Annotated in this window: 11 protein-coding genes; 8 read left to right on the top strand and 3 right to left on the bottom strand. The window is 62.1% G+C overall.

Translation table 11 applies throughout. The features are described from left to right. The first annotated feature begins 30 nt into the window (after positions 1-30). The 4 genes from CO657_RS05010 to CO657_RS36615 all read left to right on the top strand — a co-directional run bounded on the left by CO657_RS05010 (position 31) and on the right by CO657_RS36615 (position 2,811). Positions 31-1,323: an Hsp70 family protein gene (locus tag CO657_RS05010; RefSeq protein ID WP_012557079.1), complete on the top strand. Its 1,293-nt coding sequence runs from the start codon at positions 31-33 to the stop codon at positions 1,321-1,323. Positions 1,324-1,391: 68 nt separating this feature from the next. Then, on the top strand, positions 1,392-2,291 hold the full coding sequence (locus CO657_RS05005; RefSeq protein WP_012557078.1) for a uracil-DNA glycosylase: 900 nt from the start codon (positions 1,392-1,394) through the stop codon (positions 2,289-2,291). A 132-nt stretch (positions 2,292-2,423) separates the two neighbouring features. After that, complete coding sequence (locus CO657_RS05000; protein ID WP_003569328.1) at positions 2,424-2,615, top strand: hypothetical protein; 192 nt, start codon at positions 2,424-2,426, stop codon at positions 2,613-2,615. Between the two features lie 43 nt (positions 2,616-2,658). Then, the gene (locus CO657_RS36615) at positions 2,659-2,811 is read left to right on the top strand and encodes a hypothetical protein (RefSeq protein ID WP_012557077.1); all 153 of its coding nucleotides are present in this window, start codon (positions 2,659-2,661) and stop codon (positions 2,809-2,811) included. On the opposite strand, the gene CO657_RS04995 is transcribed toward CO657_RS36615, so the two are convergent. Beyond that, complete coding sequence (locus CO657_RS04995) at positions 2,812-3,684, bottom strand: hypothetical protein (RefSeq protein WP_012557076.1); 873 nt, start codon at positions 3,682-3,684, stop codon at positions 2,812-2,814. 243 nt (positions 3,685-3,927) lie between these two features. Further along, the gene (locus CO657_RS04990; protein WP_012557075.1) at positions 3,928-4,866 is read right to left on the bottom strand and encodes a DMT family transporter; all 939 of its coding nucleotides are present in this window, start codon (positions 4,864-4,866) and stop codon (positions 3,928-3,930) included. Between the two features lie 64 nt (positions 4,867-4,930). Here CO657_RS04990 and CO657_RS36610 point away from each other — a divergent pair, with 64 nt between their 5' ends. The 4 genes from CO657_RS36610 (at position 4,931) to CO657_RS04970 (ending at position 11,647) form a co-directional block, all read left to right on the top strand. Further along, complete coding sequence (locus tag CO657_RS36610; protein WP_156339776.1) at positions 4,931-5,122, top strand: hypothetical protein; 192 nt, start codon at positions 4,931-4,933, stop codon at positions 5,120-5,122. Between the two features lie 81 nt (positions 5,123-5,203). Further along, a complete protein-coding gene (locus CO657_RS37905) occupies positions 5,204-6,310 on the top strand; it encodes a methyl-accepting chemotaxis protein (RefSeq protein ID WP_054181723.1) in 1,107 nt (368 codons plus the stop codon). A 187-nt stretch (positions 6,311-6,497) separates the two neighbouring features. Beyond that, on the top strand, positions 6,498-9,146 hold the full coding sequence (pepN, locus tag CO657_RS04975) for an aminopeptidase N (protein WP_054181722.1): 2,649 nt from the start codon (positions 6,498-6,500) through the stop codon (positions 9,144-9,146). Between the two features lie 191 nt (positions 9,147-9,337). Further along, a complete protein-coding gene (locus CO657_RS04970; protein ID WP_054181721.1) occupies positions 9,338-11,647 on the top strand; it encodes a PAS domain-containing sensor histidine kinase in 2,310 nt (769 codons plus the stop codon). Positions 11,648-11,653: 6 nt separating this feature from the next. Here CO657_RS04970 and CO657_RS04965 read toward each other — a convergent pair whose 3' ends face one another. Beyond that, positions 11,654-12,622, bottom strand: coding sequence for a helix-turn-helix transcriptional regulator (locus tag CO657_RS04965; RefSeq protein ID WP_054181720.1), 969 nt, complete (start codon positions 12,620-12,622; stop codon positions 11,654-11,656). Positions 12,623-12,683: the final 61 nt, after the last annotated feature.

The raw sequence follows: 12,683 nt of genomic DNA, 5'->3' as shown, positions 1-12,683 counted from the left end.
CAACAACAATCGGCATGAAGAGGTGCGGGCATGGCTCAGGCGCTGGGTTTGGACTTTGGCACGACGAATACGGTGCTTGCCATGGCGGATGGCGGGGCGACGCGCTCGATGGCCTTCACGAGCACCGAAGGCACGGCCGACAGCATGCGCACGGCGCTTTCCTTCATGAAGGATGCGCAACTCGGCGCTTCGGCGCTGAAGGTGGAGGCGGGCCATGCGGCGATCCGCCAGTTCATCGACAATCCCGGCGAATGCCGCTTTCTGCAGTCGATCAAGACCTTTGCGGCAAGTGCGCTGTTCCAGGGCACGCTGATCTTTGCCAAGCGGCATAATTTCGAGGATCTGATGGAGGTTTTCGTCAGACGGCTGCGCAATTACGCCGGCGACAACTGGCCGTCCGACGTCAGCCGCATCGTCGCCGGCCGGCCGGTGCATTTTGCCGGCGCCAGCCCCGATCCTGATCTTGCGACCGAGCGCTACAACGAGGCGCTGTCGCGCTTCGGCTTTCCCGAAATCCACTATGTCTACGAGCCGGTCGCCGCCGCCTTCTACTTCGCGCAGAACCTGAAGCAGGACGCGACCGTGCTGGTCGCCGATTTCGGCGGCGGCACCACCGACTATTCACTGATCCGCTTCGAGACCCACGCCGGCAAGCTGACGGCAACGCCGATCGGCCATTCTGGCGTCGGCGTCGCCGGCGACCATTTCGACTACAGGATGATCGACAACATCGTCGCGCCGCAGATCGGCAAGGGCAGCCATTTCAAAAGCTTCGACAAGATCCTTGAGGTCCCGTCCAACTACTATTCCAGCTTCGGCCGCTGGAATCAGCTGTCGATCTTCAAGACGACGCGCGAATTCGAGGATCTGAAGAAGCTGGTGCGCACCAGCCTGGAACCGGAAAAGCTCGAAATCTTCATCGACCTCATCGACCATGACGAGGGCTACCCGCTCTATCAGGCGGTGTCGGCGACGAAGATGGCGCTGTCGGCCGCCGAGGAGGCGCCTTTCGATTTCGCGCCGCTTGGCCGCGGCGGACATCGCAGCATCCGGCGCAGCGATTTCGAAGGCTGGATCGCCGAGGATCTCGCCCGTATCGAAGGCGCGCTCGACGACGTGCTCGACAAGACCAAGACGAAGCCCGGCGAGATCGACAAGGTGTTCCTCACCGGCGGCACCTCCTTCGTGCCGGCGGTGCGGCGGATCTTCACCGAACGCTTCGAGCGTGACCGGATCGAAAGCGGCGGCGAGCTGTTGTCGATCGCTCACGGTCTGGCGCTGATCGGCGAACGCGACGACATCGCGCAATGGACTGTGCAATAGAGCTTGCAAGGGCGGCCAATGTGCCGCCTGCCCTTTCAATGCCCATTTCTCTCCGTTAAGCTTGTCGCATGATTTCCGCCAACGACCTTTCCCCCGCCGAGCTTGCAGCGCTTCTGCACTTCCATGCGGATGCCGGCGTGGAGTGGCTGCTGGAGGAAGAGGCGATCGACCGCTTCGCCGAGTTCGAAGCGATGAAGGCGGCCCGCCGCCCGGCGGCACAGACGCAGCCTTCCGCCGCAGGGGAACGTACCCCGCTCGGCGAAAACCGAACACCGCCGCGCCCGGCTACAGCGGTGCGCCCGGCCCCGGCCGAACGCGCCGCTTCCGGCCCGCAACCGGCGATTCCGGATGGCGAGGCAGTGCAGCAGGCGCGTTTCGTCGCCGAATCCGCGCGGTCCTTGGCAGAGCTCAAGACCGCGATCGAAGCCTTCAACGGCTGCAATCTCAAGCACAGCGCCCGTTCGACCATCTTTGCCAGCGGCGATGCCGAAAGCGGCATCATGGTGATCGGCTCGGCGCCGGGCGCCGAAGACGATCGCGAAGGTGTACCCTTCTCCGGAAAATCCGGCCAGCTGTTCGACAAGATGCTGGCGGCGATCGGGCTGACGCGTTCAGTCATTCTGCTGACGCAGGTCATCCCCTGGCGGCCACCCGGCAATCGCGCGCCCTCGGCAGCGGAAATGGATATCTGCCGGCCCTTCATCGAACGGCAGATCGCGCTGGCCCAGCCCAAGGCGATCCTGCTGCTCGGCAATTTTTCGGCCCGCTTCTTCTTCGGCGAAAACGACACGATTCACGGCCTGCGCGGCCGCTGGAAGGAAATTGCCGCTGCGGACTGTGTCATTCCTGCCATAGCCAGCCTGCATCCGCAGGATCTGCTGACCGCGCCCGTCAACAAACGGCTGGCCTGGAATGACCTGCTCGCTTTCCAAGCGAAGCTTAAGTCCCTCTCTTTGCTTAGAAATTAGCCAAAGTTGAATAATTTATGAATTGATCTATGCGCATTGCGCATGGCTGCATCCCGTCGTGACGCATTGCGGAATCAATGCTGCACCGCAATATGAGGTGGTGTCTTGGGAGGAACCACAGGAACCAAGGCCATGAACAAGCATTTTCGTCCTATCCATAGCGGGTTTGAAACCCTTCGCCTCGCCGGCGACCAGGTTCGTTCCACCCACGGCTACAGCCGTTTCGGCTTTGCCGCGAACGAACAGATGACCGCCCGCGGCACCGGCATCAACGGCCGCACGGCGCGCCCCGACGCGATTTTCTCGGACTTCCAGCAATATTGAGCGGCAGGCGCTTCGCCTGCCTTCAAGAGTAAAGAGTGACAAGATGACGATCCTGATATCGCTTCTGCGCAATATCGAAACCTTCGAGCATATCCGCGCCGCAGTCTCCGCCGCGCGGGAGTATGAACGCGAGCTTTCGGTGAAGCCGGCCGATACCGGTAGCGATGGCCGAAGTGCCGCGGCAATCGTTCTCTGATCAGACGGCCATTTCCTCGAACTGGGCTTTCGCCCATTCGAAGGCCTCGTCGACATAGGCGAACTTGACCGCCTGCCAGGCGCAATATTGCTCGACAAAATCCCGCGATATCCAGAGATGCGCCTTGCGTGGCTCGTCATCCCAGCCGACACAGCCGCGCTGCGCCGCCTTTGCCAGCAGCCGTTGCAGATGGGTGCGCGACATCATGAAGTCGGCCGCGAGCGCGCGGGTTTCGACGCGGCCGACGGAGTACCTTCCCGCTTCGCCGCTTTCTGTATCCATCCGGGCGATGAAGTTGTCGACGACGAGGCCGCCGGCTTCCGTCCAGAGGAACAGCGCCACCTGTTCCGGCGGCTCGCGCCAGGCGGCATCTTCGAGGCAATGGCGGGCAACGCGCGGCTGAACCAGCCGCATCAAGGATGGGTTCGCCTGGAAAAACGCTGCCCTGTGACCGCCATCAAGCAGATCAAGCGCGCCGAGATTGGAATGAATCCAGGCAAACATCGCCTGATGGCTGACGTCGGCCGGCTCGAAATGACGTGGCCGCCGCCGCTCGTCGCCGGGTGTGTGGACAATGAAGCGGTAGGTATAAAGCTCTTCGATGAAGGCGAGCACGGTGTTGCGGCTCGCCACCTTATGCGCGGTGATGCGTCCGGTCAGCCGAACGGCGGTGAAACCCGAGGTCGGGTCGCGCGGATCATATTCCAGATTGAGGGCATAGGCGGTCTGGGTCAGAAGCCAGCGCTGATGCGACGCGAGCAATCGCGCCAAACGCGGGCCGGCATCGAACATACCGCGCATCTGCCCAGCCAAAAAGCGGATGCTCAGCAGAAAGGAACAGTTCCCCGCCAATTGCTCCGCCGTGAATGCCATTACGCTTTTCTCCACCTCCCCTCGCCGGCCGACGATCGGAGCAACGACACCGAGCGCTCTTCCGGCATCAGCGGCCATTCAGACATGCACAGCTTCGAATAAATGATACTCTCTCATCTTCAACAAACATATTCCGGGAAACAGCGATATCCCAAGAATTCACCATTCTTTTCGCTCACCGCGCGCAATTTCAAGCTGCGACAATCCTCGCATTAAACCCTTTCATATCATCAGCTTGCGGCCTCAGGCCGGCGGCGTCGTGGCTTTGCGCGCCTCCCGCTGCTCGATACCCAGCTGATGCTCGCGGTAGATGATGAAGATGCCGGCGGAGACGACGATCAGCGTGCCGATCAGCATGCTCACACTCGGCACGTCGCCGAAGACAAAATAGGCGACGATGCCGCCGAGCAGGATCGAGGTATATTCGAACGGCGCGATGGTGGAGACATCGGCATGGCGGTAGCTTTCGGTCAGCAGGATCTGCGCGACGCCGCCGCAAAAGCCGGCCGCGATCAGATAGAGCGCCGACGGCCATGGCAGGACGAGCCAGCCGAACGGCAGGGAGGCCAACGAGAAGACCGAAGCGGTGAGCGAGAAATAGAGAACGATCGTCGCCGTCTTCTCCTCCTCGACGAGCCGGCGCACCTGGATCATCGCCATGCCGCCGAGAACGGCCGAGATGAGCACTGCGAGCGCGCCGACGGCCTGTTCGGCTTCCATGCCGCCATCGCGGAACAGCGTCAGCTTCGGCCAGGAGACGATGGCGACGCCGACGATGCCGACCAGGACGGCGCTCCAGCGATAGATGCGCACGGTCTCGCCGAGAAAAACCGCGGCGAAGATAACGGCGACGAGCGGCAGCGCATAGCCGAGCGCGATCGCCTCCGGCAGCGGCAGATGCAGGAGGCCGTAGAAACCGAAAGCCATCGACATGATGCCGATCGTGCCGCGCTTGAGGTGGCCGACCGGATTGGCGGTGTAGAACGCGGCGCGCAGCTGGCCGATATAGGCGAGATAGGCGATGATCGGGAAGAGCGCGAAAAAGGACCTGCAGAAAGTGACCTGACCCGGCGGGATGTCCGAGCCCGCCAGCTTGATAAAGGTCTGCATGGCCAGGAAGACCACGACCGACGAGACTTTCAGCGCAATGCCTCTCATCGGGTTTTTGAGAACCGCGTGCATGGTCCTGGCTCTTGATAGCGACTTAACAGGAACGGGAAGACGCGTTCGACTCGGGAACGCTGGGATGACGTCTTCCATCGTAGCGGAAGAAAATCCCGATTGGCGAAAAATCGCAAGCGGCACGGAAGAATCACAAAATTGCTTTCCGCCGCAGGCTCGACGATGCGGCAATGCGCGCCCTCGCGTCGAATTTTCGCTCTCTTCAGCCATTCACCCCGAAATGTTTACCTCCGAGCACTCGGCGTTAACCAATTGAAAACCATAGGCACGCATCGTTTTTGCTGATTTCGAAATTTCTTCGCCCCCAGACGATTGCCCGCTCTTCCAGGATCATTTGATGAAGCCGCTCAGCGCCGAAACCATTGCCCAGTCGCAGAATGCGACACCGCGCTCGATGCGCGTCGTCACTGACGGCATCAGCACCGACCTTGAGCGCTTCAGCGCCGACAACACGAATATCGTCAAGCAGATCAAGCTGCTCGCCATCAATGCGCTGATCGAAGCGGCAAGAGCCGGTGAGACCGGAAAGGGCTTTGCGGTCGTTGCCAATGAGGTGCAGCGGCTGGCGCAGATTGCAACCGATATCACCGGCAGGTTCGAGAGCAACGTGCTCGGCCGCATCGGCCTCAGCCGCGCCATGGCGGATTGCCTGGTCGAGGAGATGGAGGGCGTTCGCCTCACCGACCTGGCGCAGACGCTGGTGCAGCTCATCGTCCGCAACCTTTTCGAGCGTACCGCCGATGTACGCTGGTGGGCGACGGATCCGGCACTCTGGCAGGCGCTTGAGAATCCGGATCGGGAAATCGTCGCCTTTGCGGCGGAGCGTCTCGGCGCCATCAACCGCTTCTATACCGTTTATCTCGATCTCGTCGTGACTGATCTCTCGGGCAAGGTGATCGCCTCCGCCAATCCCAAGTTCCAGCGCAAGATCGCCGGGGCAAGCCTTGCCGGCGATCCGTGGTTCCGCGCGGCGTCGGCCTGCTCCTCGGGTGACGCGTATTGTGTCGACGAGGTCAAAGCCAGCCCGCTCCACGACAACAGGCATGCGCTCGTCTATGCCACCGGCATCCGCGAAGGCGGCAAGATCGACGGACGGCTGATCGGCACGCTCGGCGTCTATTTCGACTGGCAGAACCAGGGCCAGGCGATCGTCGAGAAAGAGGCGAACCTGCCGCCGCAGCTGGCGGAGAAAACGACGGTCATGCTGCTCGACGGCAAGAGCCGGGTCATCGCCAGCACCAATCCCGCCCTGCTGTTTTCCCATTTCGCCCTCGCCAATCCGTCCGGCCGGGCCAAGGGCAGCTATTACGACAATAGCGGCTCGATCGTCGCCTTCGCGCGCACCCTCGGCTACGAGGATTATGACGGGCTCGGCTGGTACGGCGTCGTCGTCCAGCGGACGGAAAATGACGCGACGATCAAGGCAGCGCTCAATCTGAAATAGCGCCATCTCGCCGGCAGCGGCGCTCATCCGCCCCAAACAGGATATTTTGCCCGCGAACTTGGTGTTCGCGGGCAATTTGCTTTAACTTTAGTTCAGACTTTAATGTAATCATGCCCGGCAAATTTATGGCAGAGTGCGCCCGCCTCTGTATTCCGCGGTTGTCAAATAACGGTCTTCAGGAAACACCATGCGAACAGATACCGGCCAGGTCATTCATCTGGCAGATTACCGTCCCACCGACTTTGTGCTGGAACGCGTGGACCTGACCTTCGAGCTTGACCCGACGGAGACAAAGGTCGAGGCACGCCTGATCTTTCATCGCCGCCCGGGCGCCGATCCGGCAGCGCCGATCGTGCTCGACGGCGACGAGTTGACGCTGTCGGGGCTGCTCTTCGACCAGGTGGAGCTCGACCCTTCGCGGTATGACGCAACAGCGGAAAGCCTGACGGTGCGCGACCTGCCGGAAAGCGCGCCCTTCGAGCTGACGATCACGACGGTGATCAATCCCGAGGCCAACACCCAGCTGATGGGCCTTTATCGCACCGGCGGCATCTACTGCACGCAATGCGAGGCGGAAGGCTTCCGCCGCATCACCTATTTCCCCGACCGGCCGGACGTGCTTGCACCGTTCACGGTCAATATCATCGCCGACAAGGACGCCAACCCGCTGCTCCTCTCGAACGGCAACTTCCTCGGCGGCGCCGGCTACGGCCCCGGCAAGCATTTCGCCGCCTGGTTTGACCCGCATCCGAAGCCGAGCTATCTCTTCGCACTCGTTGCCGGCGATCTCGGCGTCGTCGAAGACACGTTCACCACGATGACCGGCCGCGAGGTGGTGCTGAAGATCTATGTCGAGCACGGCAAGGAGCCGCGCGCGGCCTATGCCATGGACGCGCTGAAGCGCTCGATGGCATGGGACGAAGAGAGGTTCGGACGCGAATACGACCTCGACATCTTCATGATCGTCGCCGTCTCCGACTTCAACATGGGCGCGATGGAGAACAAGGGCCTCAACGTCTTCAACGACAGATACGTCCTTGCCGATCCCGAGACCGCGACCGATGCCGACTACGCCAATATCGAAGCGGTCATCGCGCATGAATATTTCCACAATTGGACCGGCAACCGCATCACCTGCCGCGACTGGTTCCAGCTCTGCCTCAAGGAAGGCCTGACGGTCTATCGCGATCAGGAATTCTCCTCCGATCAGCGCTCGCGCCCGGTCAAGCGCATCGCCGATGTGCGCCACCTGAAATCCGAGCAGTTTCCGGAAGATGGCGGCCCTCTCGCCCATCCGGTGCGACCGACGACCTATCGCGAGATCAACAATTTCTACACGAGGACCGTCTACGAGAAAGGCAGCGAAGTGACGCGGATGATCGCGACGCTGCTCGGCAAGGACGACTTCAAGAAGGGCATGGACCTCTATTTCGACCGCCATGACGGCCAGGCGGTGACGATCGAGGATTTTGTCAAATGCTTCGAGGATGCGAGCGGGCGCGACCTCACGCAATTCTCGCTCTGGTACCATCAGGCCGGCACGCCGCTCGTCACCGCATCGGGCAGCTATGATGCGGCAGCGGCCACCTTCACCCTATCGCTCGAACAGATGATCCCGGCAACGCCCGGCCAGTCGAGCAAGGAACCGATGCATATTCCGCTCAGCCTGGCGCTCTTCGGCGAAAACGGCGGCAAGCTCGAACCGAGCTCGGTCGACGGCGCCGAATATACGGGCGAGGTGCTGCATCTCACCGGCCGCACGCAGACAGTGGTGTTCCATGGCATCGGCCCGCGGCCGGTCGTTTCGATCAACCGCAGCTTCTCGGCGCCGATCAACCTGCATTTCGATCAGAGCCCGGCCGATCTCGCCCATCTCGCCCGCCATGAGACCGATCATTTCGCCCGCTGGCAGGCGCTGACCGATCTGGCGCTGCCGAACCTCCTGAAAGCCGCCCGCGATGCCCGCGAGGGCAAGCCTGTCGTCTGCGAGGCGACCTTCGTCGAGACGCTGATTGCGGCCGCCGCCGACGAGAACCTCGAGCCCGCCTTCCGCGCCCAGGCGCTGGCGCTGCCGAGCGAATCCGACATCGCCCGCGAACTCGGCGGCAATAACGATCCCGATGCCATTCATGCCGGCCGGCAAACGATCCTGAAACAGGTCGCCGAGGCCGGAAAGGATGTTTTTGCCGGCCTCTACGCCGCGGCGACGACATCGGGCGATTTCAGCGCGGACGCAAAGAGTGCCGGTCTCAGGGCGCTGCGCAATACAGCGCTGACCTATCTCTCATATGCCGAGCAGACGCCGGCCCGCGCCAGGGCCGCCTTCGATGCGGCCAACAACATGACCGATCTCAGCCATGCGCTGACGATCCTCGCCCATCGTTTCCCCGACAGCGCCGAGACCGCCGAGGCGCTCGCCGCCTTCCGTCAGCGCTTTGCGGAGAATGCCCTCGTCATCGACAAATGGTTTGCTATCCAGGCCGGCATTCCCGGCGCAAAAGCCCTGGAGCGGGTCCGCACCCTGATGGACGATCCGCTGTTCAAGCGGACCAATCCGAACCGGATGCGGTCACTGGTCGGCACCTTCGCCTTTGCCAATCCGACCGGCTTCGGCCGCGCGGACGGCGAAGGCTATCGTTTCCTCGCCCGTCAGATTCTCGATATCGACGAGCGCAATCCGCAGCTTGCCGCCCGCATTCTGACTTCGATGCGCTCCTGGCGCTCGCTCGAACCGGCGCGCGCCGATCATGCCCGCGCGGCGTTGAACGAGATCGAGCAGGCTGCCGCTCTTTCGACCGACGTGCGCGATATCGTCGAGCGCACGCTGAAGGGGTAATTTGCTTCGGCCGGCCGCCGCGAAAAATTCGGCGGCCGGTTGCCGAGCAAATCGAATTGCCCGAAAAACACGAATTTATATATAGTTAACGGATTTTTACCTTTGCCTCTGGACAAGGCGAATCACCCATGATTCTCTAGGTCAGGTTCGAGCGAGCGGCGCGCGAATCACACGAGGGACAAGGCGAAGAGATGATGGACGTGCGGCGGGCAACCGCGGCCGGAGGACGGCTGCGTGTCGATTTTGACGGGTTGAAAGCCTGGCGAGACAGCCTTTCCGGTCATGCGACATCGGAACCACTTCTCCGTCATCTGCCGAAGGCGGAACTGCTGTTGAAGCGCGCCATTCCGGCGCTGATCGTCGCCTTCCTCTTCGTCGTCGCCGCCTCGCATTTCTTCGGCATGGTCAGCGAATACTCCCGCCTGGAAGCCTCTGCCCGCCACGCCACCGCGCTTTCGGCCGCGACCGCCTCCGCGGTGTTTGCCGATACATCCGAGATTTTCGACAGCGGCGATATCGCAGAAGCGCAGGCCCGGCTCGCCAGGTTCCTGCCGCAGGACCGGCTCGATAGCGGCGCCTTCGTGCTGCTCGTCCAGGCAAGCGGCAAGGTCTTTGCCGCAACGACCGCCGGGCTTTCGCATGTCGGCAGCAATGTCGGCGATTTCTTTCCCGAGGTCTCGGCGATCCGGCGTTTCGGCGATCGCGCCGGCGTCATCGAAACGACGATCGGCGGCGTGCCGCACTATGCCGAGATCACGCTGATGGGCAATGCCGGCGGTTATATCGTCGCCGCCACCTCGCTCGACGAGATCAGCCGCCTCTGGCGCGAGCAGCTCGCCCTCAACGTGACGCTGTTTGCCGGCATCTCCTCGATCCTGCTGGTCATCCTCTATGCCTACTACACGCAGGTGAAGCGCGCCCGCGACGCCGACGACATCTTCCTGGAATCGAACCTGCGCGTCGAGACGGCGCTGTCGCGCGGCCGCTGCGGCCTTTGGGACTTCGATTTCGAGAACCGCGAATTCTTCTGGTCGCGCTCGATGTACGACATGCTCGGCCTGCCGGGGTCCGACAAGACGATGGGCTTCGGCGAAGCCGCCCGGCTGATGCATCCCGATGACGGCGGGCTCTACGAGATCGCGCGCGCCATCGCCAAGGGCCACTCCGGCCAGGTCGATCAGATCTTCCGCATGCGCCATGCCGGCGGCCACTATGTCTGGATGCGCGCCCGCGCCCAGGTCATCCGCAGCAATTCCGGCCGCGTGCATCTGATCGGCATCGCCATGGACGTGACCGAACAACATCGGCTTGCCCAGCGTTACGCCGAAGCCGACCAGCGGCTTGCCGACGCTATCGAATGCACCTCGGAGGCGTTCGTGCTCTGGGACAAGAACGATCGGCTGGTCATGTGCAACACGCATTTCCAGCAGGCTTACGGCTTGCCGGACAGCGTGCTGGTGCCCGGCACCGAGCGCTCGATCGTCAATGCCGCCGCTGCCCGCCCCGTCATCGAACGGCGGATCGCCGATGCCGACGGCCCCGGCTATTCGCGCACGACCGAGGTGCAGCTTGCCGACGAGCGCTGGCTGCAGATCAACGAGCGGCGCACCCGCGACGGCGGCAGGGTCTCTGTGGGAACCGACATCACCCTGATGAAGCGCCATCAGGAGCGGCTGCGCGAATCCGAACGCCGGCTGATGGCGACGATCGGCGATCTCTCGGCCTCGCGCCAGACGCTGGAGATCCAGAAATCCGAGCTTTCGACGGCGAATGCCAACTACCAGGCGGAGAAGGAACGCGCCGAGGCCGCCAACAAGGCGAAATCGGAATTCCTCGCCAATATGTCGCACGAACTGCGCACGCCGCTCAACGCCATCCTCGGCTTCTCGGAAATCCTGCAGAACCAGATGTTCGGGCCGCTCGGCTCGCTGAAATACGACGAATATGCCCGCGATATCCATGATAGCGGCAAACATCTGCTCAACGTCATCAACGACATCCTCGACATGTCGAAGATCGAAGCCGGCCATCTCAGACTGCATTGCGAGCGCATCGATCTGGTGCCGCTGATCGAGGAAAGCCTGCGCTTCACCGCCATTCCGGCGGCCGAAAAGAACATCGTCATCGACCAGCGTATCTCCTCCGGCCTGACGCTGACGGCCGACCGCCGGGCGATGAAACAGGTGCTTCTCAACCTGCTCTCCAATGCGGTGAAGTTCACCGACAATGGCGGCCGCATCGCGGTGCGCACACGCCGCATCGACGGCGCCGTCCTGGTCACCATCGCCGACACCGGCATCGGCATTCCGCGCTCGGCGCTGTCGAAGATCGGCCAGCCCTTCGAACAGGTGCAGAGCCAATATGCCAAGAGCAAGGGCGGCTCCGGCCTCGGCCTCGCCATTTCCCGCTCGCTGACCGCGCTGCATGGCGGCCGCATGAAGATCCGCTCCCGCGAAGCTGTGGGCACGGTGATCTCGCTGCGCATTCCGGACGATGTTTAGACGTTGCTAGCTGCGTCGGCCCAAATCGGCAGACGGCGAGACACCGAAATGCAACCGGTATTCGGCGGAGAACCGCCCCATGTGGACAAATCCCCACTGCCGCGCAATGTTCGTCACGGTCGCTGTCGGCGCGGCGTGAATTAAATCGCGGCGTGCGCCTTCGAAGCGGAGCTGGCGGAGGAAAGACGTCGGCGTCGTGTTCAGAAAGCTGCGAAAATTGGCTTGCAGTGTCCGTACGCTGACACCGGCCACTGAGGCCATGTCGGCGATGGTGATCGGCAACGCCGCGTTTGCCCTTGCAAATTCCATCGCTCGTCTCAACTGACCGGGGGTGATGGAGCTCACCCGAGCCGACACAAGCTTTTGCGACAGCGAATGCTGCATGTTCTGGGCCATCAGCGAGCCGAACATCTCCTGAAAGCCGGCCAGCGCGATCGGAGAGACGACAAGCTGCCCGCAGATCTCCGTCCGGAAGAACCGCATCAGGTTCATCAATTGCACGGCCGGTCCCGTCGCCAGGTCAAACGACGGACAAAATTCGAATCCGTTCGGCACGAAACATTCCAGAGAATCGGCAACCGCCCTGTGCACCAGGTCTTTCGGAACCGAGAAGCCTTCGGCGATCGAGCCCGCCCCGATTTCCAGGCCTGAATACCGGTCGGCCGACGTCAGCAGGCCTCTGGAATGACCGACATCGAAACTGATACTCCCCGTCGCGATGGAATGGCCGTTCCCATGGTCGGTAAAGAAGAGATAGTCATCGATTTCCAGACCGACCTGCAGCGATCGATGAACAGAGCTTGAGCCTGCCCATCCGACGAATTCACCCAGCGCCTGCGCGCTGAAGGAAAAGTCACCCACCAAATCCTTGCTGACCGGGCGAAAGGAATTGACCGTCTTTTCAGCTGAGAGACATTGGGAGACATCGCTTGTTGTCATCGCGATCGCCGGCATGGAGAAGGTAACGGGTTTCATTCTGCCTCGTTGGATATGGACCCCTTTTGGGTCGCTGAATGCCTCCGGATCTTAATGGGAA

It is taken from the genome of Rhizobium acidisoli (assembly GCF_002531755.2).
GTDB lineage: Bacteria > Pseudomonadota > Alphaproteobacteria > Rhizobiales > Rhizobiaceae > Rhizobium > Rhizobium acidisoli.
The sequence above is the reverse complement of the archived record's forward strand: the minus strand, read 5'-3'. Positions and strand labels throughout refer to the sequence as shown.